General features: G+C 69.8%; 19 protein-coding genes. 9 read left to right on the top strand and 10 right to left on the bottom strand.

Annotated features, from left to right (window positions below; all coding sequences use genetic code 11):
• Window positions 1-166: 166 nt before the first annotated feature.
• Together OO69_RS52470 and OO69_RS52475 are read right to left on the bottom strand one after the other, a co-directional pair.
• Complete coding sequence (locus tag OO69_RS52470) at window positions 167-487, bottom strand: CocE/NonD family hydrolase C-terminal non-catalytic domain-containing protein (protein ID WP_051801008.1); 321 nt, start codon at window positions 485-487, stop codon at window positions 167-169.
• An 8-nt stretch (window positions 488-495) separates the two neighbouring features.
• Window positions 496-1,212: a CocE/NonD family hydrolase C-terminal non-catalytic domain-containing protein gene (locus tag OO69_RS52475; RefSeq protein ID WP_051801009.1), complete on the bottom strand. Its 717-nt coding sequence runs from the start codon at window positions 1,210-1,212 to the stop codon at window positions 496-498.
• On the opposite strand from OO69_RS52475, the gene OO69_RS52480 reads away from it, so the two are divergent.
• Complete coding sequence (locus OO69_RS52480) at window positions 1,187-1,393, top strand: hypothetical protein (RefSeq protein ID WP_199810946.1); 207 nt, start codon at window positions 1,187-1,189, stop codon at window positions 1,391-1,393. The two genes, OO69_RS52475 and OO69_RS52480, sit on opposite strands and share 26 nt — an antisense overlap.
• Window positions 1,394-1,477: 84 nt before the next feature.
• Here the strand turns inward: OO69_RS52480 and OO69_RS14455 are convergent, their stop codons facing one another.
• Window positions 1,478-3,667 carry an MMPL family transporter gene (locus tag OO69_RS14455; RefSeq protein WP_033280995.1) on the bottom strand — a complete coding sequence of 730 codons (2,190 nt, stop codon included), beginning with the start codon at window positions 3,665-3,667 and terminating at the stop codon, window positions 1,478-1,480.
• A 283-nt stretch (window positions 3,668-3,950) separates the two neighbouring features.
• On the opposite strand from OO69_RS14455, the gene OO69_RS14460 reads away from it, so the two are divergent.
• Both OO69_RS14460 and OO69_RS14465 read left to right on the top strand, forming a co-directional pair.
• On the top strand, window positions 3,951-4,373 hold the full coding sequence (locus tag OO69_RS14460; protein WP_158713390.1) for a hypothetical protein: 423 nt from the start codon (window positions 3,951-3,953) through the stop codon (window positions 4,371-4,373).
• Between the two features lie 45 nt (window positions 4,374-4,418).
• Entirely contained in the window at window positions 4,419-5,654 is a 1,236-nt protein-coding gene (locus tag OO69_RS14465) for a 4-hydroxybenzoate 3-monooxygenase (RefSeq protein WP_051801010.1), read from the top strand.
• 4 nt (window positions 5,655-5,658) lie between these two features.
• Here the strand turns inward: OO69_RS14465 and OO69_RS14470 are convergent, their stop codons facing one another.
• Window positions 5,659-6,438 carry an alpha/beta hydrolase gene (locus OO69_RS14470; protein ID WP_033280997.1) on the bottom strand — a complete coding sequence of 260 codons (780 nt, stop codon included), beginning with the start codon at window positions 6,436-6,438 and terminating at the stop codon, window positions 5,659-5,661.
• 458 nt (window positions 6,439-6,896) lie between these two features.
• Here OO69_RS14470 and OO69_RS14475 point away from each other — a divergent pair, with 458 nt between their 5' ends.
• Together OO69_RS14475 and OO69_RS14480 are read left to right on the top strand one after the other, a co-directional pair.
• Window positions 6,897-8,006, top strand: coding sequence for an LLM class flavin-dependent oxidoreductase (locus OO69_RS14475; protein WP_033280998.1), 1,110 nt, complete (start codon window positions 6,897-6,899; stop codon window positions 8,004-8,006).
• A complete protein-coding gene (locus OO69_RS14480; RefSeq protein WP_033280999.1) occupies window positions 8,003-9,388 on the top strand; it encodes an NtaA/DmoA family FMN-dependent monooxygenase in 1,386 nt (461 codons plus the stop codon). Before OO69_RS14475 ends, OO69_RS14480 begins: the two co-directional genes overlap by 4 nt.
• 182 nt (window positions 9,389-9,570) lie before the next feature.
• Here the strand turns inward: OO69_RS14480 and OO69_RS14485 are convergent, their stop codons facing one another.
• The gene (locus OO69_RS14485) at window positions 9,571-10,557 is read right to left on the bottom strand and encodes an ArsR/SmtB family transcription factor (protein ID WP_033281000.1); all 987 of its coding nucleotides are present in this window, start codon (window positions 10,555-10,557) and stop codon (window positions 9,571-9,573) included.
• Window positions 10,558-10,741: 184 nt separating this feature from the next.
• On the bottom strand, window positions 10,742-11,569 hold the full coding sequence (locus OO69_RS14490; protein ID WP_033281001.1) for a DUF1684 domain-containing protein: 828 nt from the start codon (window positions 11,567-11,569) through the stop codon (window positions 10,742-10,744).
• Window positions 11,570-11,914: 345 nt separating this feature from the next.
• Between OO69_RS14490 and OO69_RS14495 the strand changes: the two genes are divergently transcribed.
• Window positions 11,915-12,154 (top strand): DUF397 domain-containing protein, encoded by a 240-nt coding sequence (locus OO69_RS14495; protein ID WP_033281002.1) that lies wholly within the window; start codon window positions 11,915-11,917, stop codon window positions 12,152-12,154.
• Between the two features lie 84 nt (window positions 12,155-12,238).
• On the top strand, window positions 12,239-13,210 hold the full coding sequence (locus OO69_RS14500; RefSeq protein WP_051801011.1) for a helix-turn-helix domain-containing protein: 972 nt from the start codon (window positions 12,239-12,241) through the stop codon (window positions 13,208-13,210).
• Window positions 13,211-13,235: 25 nt separating this feature from the next.
• Here the strand turns inward: OO69_RS14500 and OO69_RS14505 are convergent, their stop codons facing one another.
• The 3 genes from OO69_RS14505 to OO69_RS14515 form a co-directional block, all read right to left on the bottom strand.
• Complete coding sequence (locus tag OO69_RS14505) at window positions 13,236-14,042, bottom strand: SAM-dependent methyltransferase (protein WP_033281003.1); 807 nt, start codon at window positions 14,040-14,042, stop codon at window positions 13,236-13,238.
• Window positions 14,043-14,219: 177 nt separating this feature from the next.
• Window positions 14,220-14,735 carry a sigma factor-like helix-turn-helix DNA-binding protein gene (locus tag OO69_RS14510; protein WP_033281004.1) on the bottom strand — a complete coding sequence of 172 codons (516 nt, stop codon included), beginning with the start codon at window positions 14,733-14,735 and terminating at the stop codon, window positions 14,220-14,222.
• 288 nt (window positions 14,736-15,023) lie between these two features.
• The gene (locus OO69_RS14515; protein WP_033281005.1) at window positions 15,024-15,512 is read right to left on the bottom strand and encodes a beta-class carbonic anhydrase; all 489 of its coding nucleotides are present in this window, start codon (window positions 15,510-15,512) and stop codon (window positions 15,024-15,026) included.
• Window positions 15,513-15,734: 222 nt separating this feature from the next.
• Between OO69_RS14515 and OO69_RS14520 the strand changes: the two genes are divergently transcribed.
• Both OO69_RS14520 and OO69_RS14525 read left to right on the top strand, forming a co-directional pair.
• Window positions 15,735-16,559, top strand: a complete 825-nt coding sequence (locus OO69_RS14520; RefSeq protein ID WP_033281006.1) for a DUF427 domain-containing protein — start codon at window positions 15,735-15,737, stop codon at window positions 16,557-16,559.
• A gap of 133 nt (window positions 16,560-16,692) precedes the next feature.
• Window positions 16,693-17,508: a hypothetical protein gene (locus tag OO69_RS14525; RefSeq protein ID WP_051801013.1), complete on the top strand. Its 816-nt coding sequence runs from the start codon at window positions 16,693-16,695 to the stop codon at window positions 17,506-17,508.
• A gap of 12 nt (window positions 17,509-17,520) precedes the next feature.
• On the opposite strand, the gene OO69_RS14530 is transcribed toward OO69_RS14525, so the two are convergent.
• A complete protein-coding gene (locus OO69_RS14530) occupies window positions 17,521-18,507 on the bottom strand; it encodes a hypothetical protein (RefSeq protein ID WP_234444437.1) in 987 nt (328 codons plus the stop codon).
• Window positions 18,508-18,742 lie beyond the last annotated feature (235 nt).

Raw genomic sequence — 18,742 nt, forward strand, 5'->3', positions numbered from 1 at the left:
CCTCGCACGGGAAGAAAGCGTGCCTGCTTGCCGAAGCACTGGACTGCGCACGCTTGTGCCCCGTCCGTAGGGTCCGAAACAGGTCCGGTGCAGGGTCCGCAACAGATCCGGCGTACGGTCCGAGACGAATCCGGCCCGCGCGATGTGCCTTGCCCCGTCCAGCAGTTCAGGCGCGTTCGGGCACCGGGCCGCGACGCACGCCCTCGATGCGTTCCGGGCTCTGCGGGACCACCGGCAGGAGCAGATAGGAGGGTTCGTCGCCGCCGGAGACCAGGGTCGTCACGCCACCGAAGAGATCGGTCGGCCGGTCGTCGGGATCGTCGTGCAGGAAGACCGCGTGCCCTTTCATCTCCACGCCGAACGACCTGGGCCAGGGGCCCTCCCCGGCGAACTCGAAGTCACGGCCCTGGACGGTCCCCGCGAGGCGATACCCCGCCGGGACGACCACCGAGGTCGGCCAGATCTCGATGTCCAGCGGGACGGCCACCCCCGGGGTCAGCGGGTCGAGGCGGTCGTGCGGGTGCCAGGGGTGGTACGGCGACTCCGCTCGGCGTCCAGGGCCCGGTGCGAGGCGCGCAGCCAGCCGTGCGCGACGACACCGGCCGGGTCGAGGACGCGCACAGTGAGGAAGAGGTCGGCGTCGGTGGTGCTGGACGCGACGACGAGCCGTGCCGCGGCCGGGCCGGTGATCTCCGTCGGCTCGGCGAAGAGCTCGGTGGTCAGCGAACCGTCACCGGGGTCCAGATAGGACCTCGTCCATTCGGTGCGCGCCAACGGCCATTCCCGCTCGGCGCGTTGCTCGAAACCGCCGTCCACGTGGCGGACGTTGAGCTGGACGGGCGGCTGCCGGTCCCAGCCGGTGTCCTCGCCCTTGAGGAAGTGCCCGAAGAACCGGCGTTGCAGCTCCAGTCCGTGCGCGGTGTAGAACTCGGTGACGTGCCCGAGGCCGTGCACCTCCAGCCACTTCTGCACCGACGACGCCTGCGCCCAGCCCTCGAAGCCGCCCCGACTGTGCAACCCGTGCGCCCAGTTGGCGGCCGACAGCAGCGGAACGGTGATCTTCGGCAGGTCCGCCGAACGTGCCCTGTAGAACCGGCCGTTGAGCGGGTGGGCCAGCAAGTCGGCAGTGGCGTCACGGCGGTTGGCGTCCAGCTCTTCGTCGGTCAGGGGCTGTCCGATGGGCAGGTTGAGCAGCGAACTGTCCCGGTCCACCCCGGAGGCGCGGGCCGATCTGCTGGCCGGGTTCAGCCGTTGGGAGGGGGCGCTGCGGGACGGGCTGCGCGCGATGCGGGCACGCGGTGAACTGCCCGGCCGGATCGACCCCGACCGCTTCGCCCTCGAAGCGTCCCTGAATACGCTGATCGATTGCTTGCGCGGGCACGCTGACGGCTGACCGATATGGGTGCGGGGCCTGCCCGCCGATCGTAGTGATCGGCGAACAGGCCCCGCATTATTGCTAGTTGCTAGTTGCTAGTTGCTAGTTGCGACGGCCCGCCGGACCGTGGCTGACCGAGTCCTGGTCCCCTGTGCCGGAGGCCGGCCCGGAGGTGTCGGAACCGGTGCCGCCCGGGGTTTCCTGGGCGCGGTCGGCGTGGCCCGGCCACCAGGCGGCGTGGCCGATCAGGGCGGTGAGGCTCGGCGTGAAGAACATCGCCATGACGAAGGCGGCGACGGCGATGCCGAAGGAGACCGCGAAACCCATCTCCGTGAGCAGGGCGTTGCCGGCCAGCATCATCGTGGCGAAGGTCGCCGCGAGGATGAAACCGGCCGCGGCCACGGTCGGTCCCGCGTGCCGTAGCGCCATGCTCGCCGCCTCGCGTGGATCGCGGCCCTCGCGGGCCTCCTCGCGGAGCCGGGCGATCATGAGGATGTTGTAGTCCGTGCCGATGGCGACCACGAAGAGATACATGATCACCGGGAGCATGAACATCAGCCCCGGGTGTCCCTGAGCGTCCTGGAAGATCCAGACGGTCGCGCCGAGGGTGGCGCCGAAGCCGAGACCCACCGAGGCGATGAGGTACCACGGCGCGACCACACTGCGCAGCAGCAGTCCCAGGATCAGCATGATCAGCAGGGCGGCGACGGGGAACACGGTCCGGTAGTCGTGGTTGACCGCCGCGTTGATGTCCTTGTAGATCGAGGACATGCCGCCTACCAGCGCCTCGGTGCCGTCGGGCGCCGAGGAGTGCGCGACGTCCCGCACCCGGCCCACGGCGTCGATCGCCTTCTCCGTGGAAGCCTCGTACTTCAGCGTGACGGTGAAGTCCGCCGTGGTGCCGTCCTTGTTGACCTGGCTCATACGGGCGTTCGCGACACCGTCGACGGCCCCGAGCTTCTCGGCGTAGGCCGTGAAGGCGGACTTGTCGAGCGGCTTGCCGTCGGTGCTGGAGAGGTAGACGTCGGTGGGGGCCGCGGCGCCCGCCGAGTACGCCTTCTGCATCTCGTCCTGAACGACCATCGACTCCTTGGTCTTGGGCATGGAGCCCGAGGCGAGGTCGAAGGTGGCCTTGTAGCCGAGGGTGCCCAGCGACAGCGCGACGAGGACGAGCCCGGAGAGCGCGGCCGTCAGCGCGGGGCGGCGCTGCACACCGCGGCCGAGGGCGGCGAACCGGGCGTTCTGCGGCTCCTGTTGCCAGGACTTGGAGGGCCAGAAGACCTTCGGCCCGATCAGCGACACCACGGCCGGGATCAGCGTCAGGCCCGCGATGAGCGTCACGGTGACCGAGATGGCCAGCGCCGGACCCATCTGCTTGAGGAAGCCCAGCGTGGACAGCACCAGCGCGAGGAACGCGATGATGACCGCGCCGGCGGCCGAGGCGATGGCCTCGCCGACCCGCGCGACCGCGTTGACCATGGCCTGCTTCGGTTCGTCACCCGCCCGCAGCCGTTCCCTGTACCGGAACATCAGGAACAGGAAGTAGTCCGTGCCCACGCCGAACAGCACGACGATCAGGATCGACGAGACGGAACTGTTGGCCTGGAGACCGAACAGCTTGGTGGCGTAGGCGATCAGGCCGTTGGCGATGGACGCCACCACACCGATCAGGACCAGGGGAAGGAACGCGAGGATCGGCGCCCGGAAGATGATCAGCAAGGTCACCAGGATGATGAGGAAGGTCCCGATGCCGATCAGCGCCTCGCCGCGCTTCGAGGAGTCCTGCTGGTCGAGGGCCTGCGCGGCGGAACCGCCCAGCTTCACGTCGAGGTCCGTGCCCTTGGCCAGCTGCTTGACGTCGTCGCGCAACACCTTCGCGGCGTCCGCCTGCACCGGCTGACCGGCCTTCTTGCTGTCCATCTGAACCAGGGTCATGGTGTACCTGCCGTCCTTGGACGGCGGGCCGGGGACCACCTTCTGCACCTGGTCGATGTGCTTCTTGCCCAGCTCGGTCGTGATCCGGGAGACATCCTTCTTGTCGGCGGCGGTCAATTTGCCGCCGTCGGTGCGCTGGTACAGCGCGATCGCGGACGGCGTGAAGGCGCTGGGGAACGCCTTCACCTGCAGATCCGCAGCTTTGATGGACTCGTAACTCTTGGGCAGGAAACTGCTCTCGTCACTGTTGGAGGGCAGGCCGGGCGCGGTGGCGACGATCGCCACCGCGGCGATCAGCCAGGCCACGATGGTCCAGACGGGATGTCTGACGACCCCGGTGCCTATACGTCGAAACATGCGGGAGGTCCTCCTGGGAAGGAAGATCACCGCAGCCCGGGGAGCGGACCCCGGCATCGGCGACCCCGACCGGTCCTCACCCGTGGGGCCGGTCGAACGGTTGTCTGTGGTCTTGTCATATCGGTCACGCGTGAAGATTCATAACACACGCATTGTCTGGGCACAGGTCCGCACGAACGGGTGGTTGTCTGTGACCCGCCCTCCTCCACCACGTTGTGCCGCTGGGCGGCACGCTCGCCGCTTCCGGAGACCGCCCACCCGGCGGGTGCGAGGAGAGGAAATCATGGGAGCAACGAAGTGGTCCACGGCTTTTGGAGCCGCGGGACTGGTCCTCGTGGCCGTCGCGGCATCGGCCACCGCCCAGGGGCGGACGCCGCACGCACACCTGGCCGGACGCGTCGTCCTCACCAACACGGACAACGGCCGGACGGTGCCCGCGAGTTCGGGCGGTGATGTCGAGATCCGGCTCACCCACACCCGCGAGCGCGGGTTCACCTACACCTGGACCGCTCCGGAGTCCGGCAACTCCGCGGTGCTCGGGCATGCTTCCGACGCCACCTACCCGTCCGGAGACGCCACCGCCGTCTTCCACGCGGCATCCGCCGGCGCCGCCACCGTCACCGCGCAACGCCGCTGCGTCCCCGACCCCGGCAGCCTCTGCCCCCTGCTCGTCGAGACCTGGAAGGTGACGATCGAGGTGAAGTGACCCTGCGGCGGGTCGCGTCGGTAGGGTGATTCCGGAGGTGGTCAAGTGACCGACAGAGTGCGGGAGTTGAGCGAGCCGCCGGAATCCACGACCGTGGTGGTGATCGGCGCGGGCCCGGCCGGGCTCACCGTCGCGAACCTGTTGCGACGCGGCGGGATCGACTGCGTGGTCCTGGAACGCCGGACCCGCGAGTACGTGGCACAGCGTCAGCGGGCCGGCATCGTCGAGACCCGCGCCGTGCGCATGTTCGACTCCTGGGGCCTGGCCGACCGCGTCCTGGGCGGCGCCCCGCACGACGGCATCCTGGAGCTCCGCGTCGACGGCGAGACGCATCTCGTCAACGACTACGACGGCTCCGAAGGCCCTACGGCCCGCCTCTGCCCCCAGCAGATGCTGGTCCAGAAGCTCACCGCCGCGTACCTGGAGGACGGCGGCGACCTGCGCTTCGAGGCCGCCGACGTCTCCCTGCACGACCTCGCCGGCGACCACCCCGCCGTCCGTTACCGCACCGCGGACGGCGGCCTCCGTACGATCGCCTGCTCCTACGTCGCGGGCTGCGACGGCGACCACGGCGTCAGCCGCGGCGCGGTTCCCGACGGAGCCCTCACGCCGTACGCCTTCGATCACGGGATCGGATGGCTGACGGTCATGGCCGACGCGCCGCCGCCCGCCCACCCGCTCCTGGCCGTCAGCCCGCAGGGCTTCGCCGCGCACTTCCCGCGCGGCCCGTACGCCAGCCGCTACTACCTCCAGTGCCCGCCGGACGACCGTCCCGACGATTGGTCCGACGCCCGCGTCTGGGACGCGCTGCGCACCCGGCTCGGCGACCCGGCCCTCGTCTCCGGCCCGATCACCGACCGCGAGATCTTCCGGCTCCGCAGCCTGGTCCACGACCCGATGCAGTACGGCCGCCTCTTCCTCGTCGGCGACGCGGCCCACATCGTCTCGCCGATGGGCGGCAAGGGGATGAACCTCGCTCTCTACGACGCCGATCTCTTCGCCCGCGCCGTACGGGACGCCGTCCACGACCAGGACGACACCGCCCTGCGCACCTACTCGGAGCGGTGTCTGCGCCGCGTCTGGAGCGACCAGGAGTTCTCGCACTGGATGACCCGCATGCTCCATGACGCCGGTGACGCCACCAACTCCGGTTCTTTTCACCGCAGTTTGGCCCGCGCCCAGCTCGACCGGCTCTTCACGTCCGCTGCCGCGGCCGGCGCCTTCTCCGAACTCATGACGGGCATGGACTTCGGAGAAGGCGCCGGGCCTCGGCAGCCTTGAGGCGTTACACCGTCAGGCCGTTGACGGTCAGGTGCCGGGCGAAGAAGCGGACCGCGCTGTCCGCCTCGAACCTCGGCAGTTCCTTGTGTGAGCCCGAGTTGACGTGCAACGACTTCTCCTTCGAGGCGAAGGCGTCGAACAGCGCGAGACCCGACGGGCGCGGGATGTGCTCGTCGTCCCACTGGAGCGCGAACTCGATCGGGACCGTGATCCGCCGCGCCGACTCGGCGAGGGACTCGTCGTACCAGAAGAGGCCCAACACCGCGGCGGTGATGCGGGGTTCGGCGGCCGTCAGCGGTACTCCGATCGCGGTGCCCATGTTGAGGCCGTAGTAGCCGACGGGTCCTTCGGTGCCGATCTCCGGGAGTTCCTGGAGGGCGTCCAGGGTCGCCAGCCACTCCGGTACGGCGCGCTCGGCGAGGTGGGCGTTGTAGCGGACGACGATCTCGCCGACCGGTTCGCCCGCCGCCATCTTCCTTTGCATCAGGGCGATTTCGCGTTCGTCGTGCGGTGTGCGCGGTCGGTCGCCGTGGCCGGGGGCGTCGATGGTGGCGACGTGGAAGCCGCCGCCGTTCACGAGGCGCTCCGCACGGCCCGCCATGGCCGGTGCCTTGCTGTGGTTGCCGCCGCCGTGGCCCATCAGGACCAGGGGAGCGCGTACGGAGGCGGCGGCTGCGGGCGACCAGAGCGCGCCGGTGACCTCGCCGACGGCGAAGTCGCGGACAAGGACACCGTTCGACGATGTCTCAGCGGTGAAGTGCGGTGAATGCTGGGGGAGTTCCATGGTGTTGCCTTTCGGGATCGCCTTCGTGTGAGGCGCTCCCGGCGACACCTATGCCGCTGGCCCAACCGTGGAGAAGAGGGGGAGCACCCACCTGGATACTGCGTTCATGGGTCTCACCTCCTCATGCGGTGTCACGGCCAACGGCAAGGTAGCAGCACGGTTGTCGTCGCTGCCAACGCTTTTCCGTCTCGGCGCTGCTGCATGCGCGTACATCTAATGTTCTTGACATCTTCCCGGGCCGACGCCCAAGGTTGAGGCGATCGTTCCCGGACGGGTGGAGGCCCCGATGCGCGTACGCGACGCCGTACCCCACGGTGCCGTCCCGGGCGCGTGGCTGATCATCCGGCGGCATGTCGACTACTGCCGTACCGCCTCCGCCGTCTGTCCTTCCGCACGCCCCTGACCCCTGTCGGCCCCCTCGGGCCGGCCGTCTCGACGTGTTCTCGGAAGGAACTCCCATGTCCGGCCCCGCCCTGCGGCTCGCCCTCGAAATCGACGGCGACGGCGACGGCGCCCATCCCGCGGCCTGGCGCCGCGCCGCCCACTCTCCCGACCAGCTGCTGAGCCCGCGCCGGGTGGCCCGTGTCGCCGCCGCCGCGGAGAACGCCGGGTTCACCCTGCTCACCCTGGACGACGGCGCGCTCCCGCCCGGTAGCGGCCCCGACGTGGTCGGCCGGATCGGCGCGGTGGAGCGGGCCGCGTTCATCGCCGCGTCGACGAGTGTCGTCGGCATCGCGCCGGTCGTGCCGCTCACCTACGCCGAACCCTTCCACGTATCAAGCCAGTTGGCGTCCCTGGACCACATCTCGGTCGGACGCGCCGGGTGGGTGGTGAGCGAGGAGGCGCGGCCCGAGGCGGCCTCCGTCTGGGGGCGCCCGCTCGTCGACGGGACCGCGGCCCGCGCCCGCGAGTCGCGTGACGGGGTCGAGGTCGTCCGCGAACTGTGGGACTCCTGGGAGGACGACGCGGTCATCCGCTCCGTCGCCACCAGCCGCTACCTCGACCGCGACCGGCTGCACTACGTCGACTTCACCGGCGACACCTACACGGTGAAGGGCCCGGCGATCGTGCCGCGTCCACCACAGGGCCAACTCGTCGTGCTCGGCAGCCCGGAGCGCGTCCCCGCCGACCAACTCGACGTGGCCTTCGTCGAGGGCCGCGACCTCGCCGCCGTCACCGCGAGCGCGTCCGCCGCCGGAACACCGCGCACCTTCGCCGAGGTCGAAGTCGCCCTCGACACCGCCCACGCCACGGCCGAGGAACGCGTCGAGGACCTTGAGCAGCACGGGACGTGGAGCGACCGGGGACGCCTGCGCCACATCGGCTCCGCCGCCGGACTCGCCGCGCTGCTGGGGGAGTTGAGGGGCGTGGTGGACGGAGTGCGCCTGCACCCGCTGGTGTTGGACGAGGATCTCCCGGAAGTGTCCCGGCTCGTCCTGCCCCATCTCTTCGAACGACGGGACGCCGTACGCCCGTTGGCCGGTGCGTCCCTGCGCACCCACCTGGGTCTCGACCGGCCCGCCAACCGCTACGCCGTCGCGGCAGCCGCGCAGGAGGACGTCCGATGACCCGCACCGACCCCCTCGACGTCCCCCGCCCCGACGCCCAACTCCACTTCGGTGTCTTCTTCCAGGGCGTCAACCACTGGACCGTCTGGTCGGACCCGGCCAGCGGTTCCCAGATCGACCCCGCCAACTTCCGACGCGTCGCGCAGACCGCCGAGCGGGGCCTGTTCGACGCGTTCTTCCTGGGGGAGGGGCTGCGGCTGCGCGAGGTCGACGGCCAGATCCACGACCTCGACGTCGCCGGGCGGCCCGACGCCATCACCCAACTCGCCGCGCTGGCAGCGGTGACGGACCGGATCGGTCTCGTCAGCACGTCCAACACCACCTTCAACGAAGCCGCCGACCTCGCCCGCCGTCTCTCCGGCCTCGACCTGCTCTCCGAGGGGCGGGCCGGCTGGAACGTGGTGACGACCGACAACGCCTGGACCGGCGCCAACTTCCGTCGCGGCGGCTACCTCGACCACGCCGACCGCTACCGTCGCGCCGAGGAGTTCCTCACCGTCGCCCGCGCGATCTGGGACAGCTGGGCGGACGCGGCCGTGTCCGGCTCGGCCGACGCCCCGGCCTGGGCGGCACCCGATGCCGTACGCCAAGTCCGCCACCAGGGACCGCAGTTCGACGTCGACCTCGCACCCACCCTGCCGCGCAGCGCCCAGGGACACCCGGTGATCTTCCAGGCCGGGGACTCCGGCGAGGGCCGGGACTTCGCGGCCCGCAACGCCGACGTCATCTTCTCCGCGCACGGCAACGACTTCGACGACGCGCTCGCCTTCGCCGACGATCTGCGGCGCCGTCTGAGGGCCGTCGGCCGACCCGACGACGACCTGCGCATCCTCCCCGGTACCGAGATCATCATCGGCGCCACGGAGGAGGAGGCCCTGGAGAAGAAGCGCTGGATCCGCCTCCAACAGGTCACCCCGGCAACCGCGTTGGGCATCGCCGGACTCCTCTGGGGCATCGATCTCTCCGGCCGCGACGCCGACGGGCCGTTGCCCAAGGAGGACCCGGTCGTCGCCGAGAACGACGGTTCCTTCGGAGCGCGGCGGATCGCCGATCCCCGCCAAGTCGTCGCCGAATGGCGGGAGAAGGCCGACGCCAACCGCTGGTCCCTGCGCGAGACCGTCATCGCGCTCGGCCCCCAGCGCGGCCACGTCGGCACCCCGGAGGGCCTGGCCGACAAGTTCGCCCACTTCGTCCGGCACGGCGCCGTCGACGGCTTCAACGTCACGCCGTACCTGATCCCCGACGGCCTCGACGACATCGTCGACCACCTCGTCCCCGCACTCCAGGAACGCGGTGTCTACCGCACCGAGTACACCGGCACGACCCTGCGCGAGCACCTGAACCTGCGCGCACCCCTCACCCACCGCACCACCACGGGCTGAGTCCCCGACACCGCGGACGCGGTGCCCACCGTCCCCCTGTGTCCGGTGGCCACCGCGCCCGGCCGTCCCGGCCCGGCGTCGCCGTGACCCCCACGGCGACCGTCACAAACGATGGCGGCGAGGGGCACATGGCGGCAATGAATTAGAAACCCCTCTAATCGACACCGGGAAGGTTTGCCCGGTCACCGCTCGTCAAGCAGGCGCAGGCCCAGCGGAGTTGCGGAGTGCCGTACGAACTGGCCCTGGCGGTGGCTGGCGACCAGGCCTCCGTCGCGCAGCACGCCGAGCTGGTAACTGGCGCTGGGCAGCGCGATGTTGGCCGCCGTGGCCACTTCGGACGTCGTCCGCGCTCCGTGGCTGGCCAGATCCGCCAGGACGACCGTCCGGGTACGGCCCAGCAGCCGCTCCAGCCCGTCCCTGCTCGCCCGGACGATCTCCAGGGGCTGTTTGGCGACCGGGTAGACGAGCACCGGCCCGAGCGTGGGGTCCGCGAGGGCGGTCGGCCTGCGCCAGCAGAAGTACGACGGGATGAGCAGCAGGCCGCGCCCGTCGAGGTGCAGCTCGCGGTCGACCGGATAGTCCACCTCGAGGACCGGAGCGTGCCAACGGGCGTGCGGGCGCAGCGCGTTGAGCAGCGCGGAGGTGCCGCCGTCGAGGAGCGCGCGCGTCCGCAGCTCGACGTCGTCGCCGACGGCCGTCTGGATGCGGGGCCAGTACGGTTCCAGCAGCGTCTCGCAGGACAGCTCCAGGGCCCGCGCCAACGTCCCCAGGGCCTTGGCGCCCGGTCCCGGTCTGTCGAGGGTCGACACCCAGGACGGCAGCGGACGCGACTCGGCGAGCCGGGACAGCTCATGGGTCAGCCGGGTGCGGGAGGTGGACCGCACCTGGTCGAGGCCGACGGCCAGCCCGCCGCCCGTGACCGACGGCGTGAGGAAGTCGGGGATGTACCCCACCGGAGGAATCAGCGTCTGTAAGGGCAACAGAGCCCGCCTGGCCCGCGGATCCTTCGCCAGCCCCTCGCGCACCGACCGGCGCCAGTGCCCGAACTCCAGCGCCCCTTGCCGCGCGTCCAACCGGCAGACACCGCACACGAGTTCCCAGAGAGCGTGGGGCTGGCGGGCCACCCGGATGCTCTGCAGGTCCTCGGAGGTGAAGTGGATACGGAGCATGCGGCCTCTTTCCCGCGCGTCGTCCGTGCGCAGTGTCGGTGGGGGGTACGGCCGCGCGGAAACCAGCGCGTCATTAATGGGGACGACTGAGGGGTGCGCATGGTTGTCGACGGGAAAGGGATGGACGTACCGCGTGTCGGCGAGCAGCCGGGTTCCATGAGCCCGGCTGCTGCCGGGGCGACGGTCAGGCCAGCCCTCCCCGCTCACGGGGTGTCTTCTGCCCGGCCTCGATGGACACTTGCAGCCGGTTCTCCGCCGGCGGCAGCGGGCAGGTGGCCAGGTCGGTGTAGGCGCAGGGCAGGTTCGTCGCACGGTTGAAGTCCAGGACGACCGTGCCGTCGGCGTCCGGTGGGGCCAGCGCGAGGGCCCGGTTCGCGGCGTACGTGGTCACCCCGGAGGTCGCGTCGGTGAAGAGCACCAGCAGTCCGCCCGGCCCCCGTCCGGGGAACGCGGTCAGGGCCAGCGACTGCCCGTCCAACTGGAACTCGACCCGGCCCGGCGCGTCGTACACGTGCTCCAGCCCCTCGACCGCCGCGCCCACGGTCGTCGGACGCGGCGTCTCGAAGGCCGTGTACCGTCCCCGGACCACCCAGCGGGGATCCGGCGCGTAGGCGGGCGTACCGGCGAAGTCGGTGCGCAGCGGCGCGTCCGGATGCCGGGGCCGCAGGATGTCGTTCCCGCCCCGCCTGGCCACCTCGATCACGGCGTCACCCCAGACCGCGTTCACCCCGCCGCGCTCGGGCAGCACACCGAAGTGGTGCTCACCCCGCACCGGCGTTCCGTCCACGACGAGTTCCTCGCCTTCGTCGAGGGCTACGGCGACCCCGTCGGCGTCGGTCCACCAGGCGCCGGGCGCGTCCGGGAAGCGCTGCGGCCGGTCGTCGAGCCAGTGCAGCCCGGTGATCGCCAGGAATCCGTGCGGAGCGGCGAGCCGTTCCTCCTGCCCGCGGTACCACTCCAGCCAGTCCTGGGTGAAGGCCTGGAGGTCGGTCGTGGTCAGGTCAACGGTCATGGTCGTCGCTCCTTCGTCGTGCGGGGCCCGGCCTCGAAGCGGGGTCGTACCAGTGCCAACCCCGGCCGCCCGGCGGGGGATTCCGGTCCATGTGTGACAGCTTCATGTCGGGCCGCACCGGGTGCGGACCACCGCGCGCTCCTCCGCTCCCCGTACCACCCGGCGGGCCACCGTCCACCCGTACGTGGGACGGCATTGTTCGATTTCCAGCCGCTAGCATTTCCTTCACGTCGATCCATGAAATTGCATGACGGGATTTCATGGGGCTTCCACCTGTACGGTTTCGAGGCCGCGATGGAAACGGTCGGAAAAGTGGTTTTGTCGAACGGAGAGGGTTCGTCTCTGATGCAGAACTTCACGAACGGAATGTCCGCCAACCACATCCCGGGAACATGGGTGAAGAGCCGCATGTCCGAAGCGAACGGCATGTGCGTCGAGGTGGCCGCGCTGCCCCGCGGCGGAGTGGCCGTACGTAACTCGACCGATCCCGGCGGACCCGCGCTGATCTTTACCGCCGAGGAGATGAGCGCATTCCTCGACGGTGCGAAGAAGGGGGAGTTCGACGGCCTCGGTACTCTCAACTAGGCGTCGGAGTACATAAGTTCGGGCAACGCCTCCGGCCCGGGCGTGTCATCATGTGAAGGTGACTGCCCGTTGTGAGGAGAAGGCGTGTCCCCGGATCCGATTCCGATCAATCGTCTGGCCCGGCATACGGCCGGGCCGGACACGACAAAGACGGCGGCCACCATCATGCTCGGCCTCGCCGTCAGGGATTTGCGCGACGAAGCCGGTCTGACACAGAAAGAACTCGCGAAGGCCACCCACGTTTCGAACTCGACCATCAGCCGCCTGGAGAATGCCGATTCCACGCCCGAGGGGCGCACGGTCGAAGCGGTGATGACATATCTGAAACTCGACGAGTCGGCACGGAACAATTTGGCGATGTTGTTCTCCCGCGCCCAGGAACCGGAATGGTTCCAGAACAGATTCGACGACTGCACCCCCGACTACCTGCGGCGGCTCCTCGGCCTCGAATCCGTCGCCATCGGGCTCACCACGTACGACGTACGCCTGGTGTCGGGCCTGCTGCAGACTCCCGAGTACGCGAGCTGCATCCTCCGCACGGGCCTGCACCTCACAGAGTGGGACAGTCCCGAGATGGAGCTCAGGGTCGCCATGCGCCGGGAGCGGCAGGAGCGGGTGTTCGGCCAGGCCGAGCCGCCGCGCTGCGTGTTCCTCATGGACGAGTCCGTCCTGCTGCGTCGGGCCGGCTCGGACCAGGTGATGCGCGAGCAGATGCTCCACCTCCGGGAGATGGCCCAACTCCCGCACATCACCGTCCGGTTCGTGCTCCTCGACCGGATGATCGCGGGCAACGAGGCGTCGATGGCGGGTGGCATGGCCCACCTCCAGTTCGGCCGCGGCGGCCTGCCCGACCTCGTCTACGTCGAGGGCTACCGCAAGGCCGACTACTACAACAAGCCCGCGCTGAGCGCCGAGGAGCGGGCGAAGCCCTGGCCGACGAAGGAGAACGACTTCGAGCGGCACCTCCAGCTCCTGCTGCGCATCCAGGGCGAGGCGTGTGCCTCGCCCATGGAAAGCCGGCGCATGCTGGACGAGGCCGTCGCGCGGTACTCCTAGGCGCTGTCCCTGAGTTGGGCCGGCCCTATCGCCGGGGCGGCACTTTCCCCAGCCCGCCGTATTCCGTCCACTCGATGCTGCGCCGGCGCTGCTGGAGCTCGGAGTCGGGCCGCCAGTCGGTCACGTCGACGAGTCCCGGGTCCTCCACGACGAGCCTCTCGAAGATCTCGTCGACGTCCGCCTTCTCCCGGACCCTGCCCCAATTGCCCCCGGTCTGGACCCGCATGAGCTCGGTGACGTCGTCGCGGACCTTGGCGTCGTCGCTCACGAGCTGGCACAGGACGACGAAGCTGCCCGGGACGAGCTGGTCAACGACCCTTTCCACAAAGGCCTTTGGTTCGGCGCTGTCCGGCAGACAGTGCAGTACGGAGATGAACAGGGCGGCCGCCGGCTCGGCGAAGTCGATGAGCCGGGTGAAGTCCGGGTGGCCGAAGATGGTGTCGGTGTCCGTCATGTCGACCGACAGGATCGCCGTGTTGTCGTTCTCGTTCAGCAGGGACTGGCCCAGCGACAGGACCACGGGATCGTTGTCGATATAGACGACGTGGGACTCGGGATCGACCTCCTGCGCGATCTGGTGCACATTGCGCTGCGTGGGAAGGCCCGAGCCGAAATCGATGAACTGCCTTATCCCGTGCTGCTCGGCCAGCACTCTGACCACGCGCTGGAGGAACCACCGGTTGTTCAGCGCGATCTCACGCGAGGTGGGTGCCACCTCCAGCAATAACTCGCAGGCATTCCGGTCTGCTTCGAAGTTGTTGCTGCCGCCCAGCAGCCAGTCGTACATCCGCGCCGCGCTGGGCAACGACAGATCGACATGATTGTGCTCCACCAACGGCCCGTCCCCTCGCCGAATCCGCCCCATCCGAAGTGGAGTTGCCCATCCTAGGAGGGCGGCATACGGCCGCACCACCGCTGGTTCGGGTGAACCGTGGCGCAGGTTGGCGGAAGGTGGCGGATCGGAGCGTCCGCGAGGAGACCGCGTACGCCGGGAGGGATACCGGCGGGGTCAGAGACGCCTCAAGGGCGCCTCCGCACCGATGAGTTGGGGGAAGGTCCGCCGCGCGGCGGCGAGAGCAGCTTCGACCGCGGACGGCTCGACACCCATCAACTCGGCGGCCTCGGCGAGAGAGAAGCCCAGTCGGCGGCACAACACCACGCTGTCCGCGCAGGCGTTGGGGAGCCGCTGGTACAGCATGGCCAGAACCGGGTCCTGCGCCGCGGCACGCTCGCCCCGCCGCTCTACCTGACGGCGGAGCTCTTCCCAGACCTCGGCCGCGGGGCAGGGCTGCCACATCAGCCACTGCCAGCGTTCGTGGGCGGACACCAGCGTGGCCTCCACGACAGCCGTGGAACGGGCCACCGCGGACAGCCGAGCCCGGGTGTAGAGCGTGTAGCGGGGGCGGTTCCGTTCGGCGAAGGCCGCGAAACCGAGGTCCGCGATCACCGGATCAACCGCCGATGACGGGGAGTCGATCCCGGTGCGCAATGCCGCGATTTCGGGTGCGGAAAGGGGGAAAGACACGCCCTCGACGAATCGGCTGGTCCATTTCGTTGTTTCCTTGTCGATCTGCTTCGTCCCCCGGGATGTGAATGAGCACTTTCCCGGACGGGTCCGCTGTGGCCCCGAAAGGAAACTACCGCGCAGGGCCGGGCAGTTGAGCTGTCCCGGCCCTCCATGCAAAGTCATTCTGCGTACTGAACATCGCGGTCAGGGGGCGCCTAATTCCGTCGCGAGCCGATCCTTTTCAGGGTCGAAAAGGGCGCCATATCTCCCCTTCGATCATTTTCGATCAGGTCGGCTGGACGGTTCTCAGCCGACCTCGTTGAGCTTCCCGGTCGCCACGTCGAAGACGAAGCCCCTGATGCGGTCCTTGTGCACGATGAAGGGGTCGGCCTTGATGCGGGCGATCGACTGCCGTACGTCGGCGTCCAGATCGGTGAAGGCCTCCGCCGCCCAGGACGGGCGGATACCGGTGTCCTCCTCGACCGCGGCCTTGAAGCCGTCGTCCGTGAAGGTCAGCATGCCGCAGTCCGTGTGGTGGATGAGGATGATCTCCTCGGTGCCCAGGAGCCGTTGGCTGATCGCTAGCGAGCGGATCTCGTCCTGCGTGACGACACCGCCCGCGTTGCGGATGACGTGGGCCTCGCCCTCGTTCAGGCCGAGGATCGCGTACACGTTGAGGCGGGCGTCCATGCAGGCCACGACGGCGAGGTGGCTGGCGGGCGGCAGGGGCAGCGGGCCGTCGAAGGTCTCGGCGTAACGGGCGTTGTTGGCCAGCAGTTCATCGGTCACGGACATGGTGGACCTCGGTTCTCGTCTCGTGTGTTCTCAGAGGTGCGGTGCGGGAGTCGGGGACGACAGCGCACGGCGACAGAACACGTCGAAGACGTGGACACGACGCGAGGGCCAGAAGCCCGTCAGCGTGGTGGTGAAGGTCGGCACCCGACCAGTGAACCCTCCGCCACCGGAAACTGGCAAGCAGCGGCCGGCCGCACAACCCACGGATCAGGGAGCAACGGTATGAGCACCTTCCCCACCGCACGAGACGTCAGGACCACCCCCGAAGGCCTCCTCTGGGAGCCGTGCCCACGCTGGGTACGCGGCCGCAAGGGCGACACCACCGTCGTGGACAGCAGGCACCCCGTCCTCGTATGGGAACCGGCCGTACCCGTACCGACGTACGCCTTCCCGCACGACGAGGTCCGCGAGGACCTGCTCCGCCCGGCGAAGAACCCGCCGACCGGCGCGCACACCGGATCACGGATCTTCTACGACCTCGAGATTGCCGGCCAGTTGGTGGAGAACGCGGCCTGGACCTACCCCGCCGACGACCTGGCCGGGCACATCGCCTTCGAGTGGTTCCGGCGGGTCGGGCGGGGCCTGGACCACTGGTACGAGGAGGAGGAAGAGATCTTCATCCACCCCCGTGACCCGCACAAGCGGGTCGACGCCATCCCCAGCAGCCGCCACGTCCGGGTCGAGATCGACGGCACGGTCGTCGCGGACACCCACCGTCCGGTCCTGCTCTTCGAGACCGGCCTGCCGACCCGGTACTACATCCCGCGCGAAGACGTCCGCCTCGACCTGTTCGAGCCGACCGACCACAGCACCGGGTGCCCCTACAAGGGCACCGCCACGTACTGGTCGTGGCGCGGCCGGACCGGCGTTCCCGGTGTCCCGCCGAACATCGTCTGGAGCTACCCGGAGCCGCTGCCCGCGGTCGGTGCCGTGAAGGATCTGCTCGCCTTCTACAACGAGGCGGTCGACATCTTCGTGGACGGAGACGCCGTGGAGCGCCCGGTCACACCGTTCACCGAGGCGCTCACGGGGCAGTCGTCGGACTGACGGCACCGGCGAAGTCCAGCCCTGTTGCTTCCAGTTGAGGTGAAACACCGCCGACAGGGCAGTCGACACCTTGCACATGCCTCTTCGATGGCTGTCGTGCTCCGGAACTGTCAAAGGATATTGAAGGACATTGATGGAGAGTCACAAAAAGGATGACAAGAAGCAGGAGCCGAAGCGCAAGGTGCTCGATCTGACCGCTGTGCAGGTGGTGGCGAGTGCGCTCGCCACCGTGGTGGGCGCGGTGATCGCGTCCCTGTTGGGGGTGGCCGGGACGATCATCGGCGCCGCGGTGGTCAGCGCCAGCGCCACCACCGGCGCCGCGGTCTTCCAGCACGCCTTCCGACGGACGGGGGAGGGGATCCGCAGAAGGGTGCCGTCGGTGGCCATGGCCCTGACGCCGAGTGAGGAGCGGGAGGTCCAACGCGCGGACGCCCGGGCGGCGTTCGCCTTACGGGACGGCACCTCGACCGGTGCGGCGACAACGGCGGACGACCCCTCCGACGATCCCGCCGATGACGAGTCGGTGACCACTTACCGGACCACGTCCGGATCTTTCTGGAGGTCCATCGGCTGGAAGAGGTACGCCCTCGCCACAGGCCTGGTGTTCGCCCTGGCGATGGTCACCGTGACCGCGGGCGAACTCATCCTGGGCAAGCCGATAGCGGCCGCGGTCAGGAACGAGTCCGGCAACGGAACGTCGCTGGGCGGCGGTTCGGCCGGAAAGAGCGCCCCCGCACACAGCCCGACACCTACACCGCTCACGTCCAGCAGCACGGGGTCGTACTCGGGCGGCACCGCCTCGCCGTCCGCGAGCGCGGAGCCGGAGAACAGCGCCGGCTCCGGTGCCAAACCGAGTCACAGTGCCGCTTCCAGCCCCGTGGCCTCGGCGTCGAGCGTGCCGTCCGCGAGCGGTGACGTCGAGAACACCTCCGACGCCACCGCGAATTGAGCGGGGCCGACCCTACTGAGGCGTCTGGTTCGCGTCGGCCAGCGCCCGGTGATCGGGAGGGCCGGGAAGGTCCAGCTGGCGGCCGAACCTCCGCGTGGCGAGGAGCGCGAGCAGTGCCGTGAGCGCCGCCAGTGCGGCTAGTACGGCGATCAGCCCCGCGAACCAGGGCGGCGCGGCCGTGATCCGCAACGCCTGCGAGAGGCGTGAGGAGTGGAACCGCCCGTCGAACAACTGGAGGGCGGCCAGCGCGGCCGGCACCACCACGGACACCGCGAGCACGAACAGCCCGCCGTGGAGGACCAGCGCCGGTGCCAGCAGGACGCACAGGATCGAGACACCGAGCGCGAACCCGTAGGCGGTGGCGGAGGCTCCGTCACGGTGCAGCGGGAAGTACGACAGCCCGCACAGGATGAGCGCCGCCGACGCGATCAGCCTCGGCCAGACCGGGGGAGTGCCGCGGCGGGTCGTCGTACGCGGGCGTCGCGCGCGGCGCTGACGAGCGGCCGGGCGGTCACCCGCGGGTTCCGGCTCGTGCGTGTCCGCCGGGGTCCGGCCGGACGCCTCGTGCAGCGGAGCCGTAGACCTGTCGGCGGCCGGTCCCGGGGCCCGGGCGGACGCGTCCTGTTCCTCGGCCAGGCGGCCGATCAACTGGACGAGGTCCTCGACGGGCCGGCCGGCCGCGGCCCGTACCGCCTCCTCGCCGCAGTGCGGCTCCAGCGGAGCCCGCTGCAGCAGGGCCATCAGCCGGGTGACGTCCTCCACGGGCCGGTTCTCGGCGGCCGCGCGGATCGCCTCGTCGGCGCAGTCGGGACTGCGCGGCGGCTGGGTCAGCAGCGTCACAAGACGCGTGACGTCTTCCACCGACCGGTCCTCACCGACCGCCCGCAGGGCGTCGACGGTGGCCTGCGCGTACTTCGGTGACTGCTCCAGCAAGGTGATGAGCTGGAGCACCTCGTCGAGCGGCCGGTCGGCGACGGCGGCATGCACCAGGCGGTGCATCGGATCGACGTTCTCGCCCTCGGGGCCGGTTGGAGCGGGACCCTCTTGCGTCGGACGTGACGTCGGCGGCGTTGGGTCGGCCGGCCCTCCGTCGGAGGGCTCGAACCCGTGGGCCGCAGTGCCGTGAGGTATGTCGGGTTGGTCCGGGCTGGGCGAGAAAGAGCGGATGGTCATGCTCGGCTCCATGAAGAGGGTGATGCTGCTATCGCCCCCCGATGCGCGATGAACAAGCTGA

It is taken from the genome of Streptomyces sp. NRRL F-525 (assembly GCF_000716605.1).
Lineage (GTDB): Bacteria > Actinomycetota > Actinomycetes > Streptomycetales > Streptomycetaceae > Streptomyces.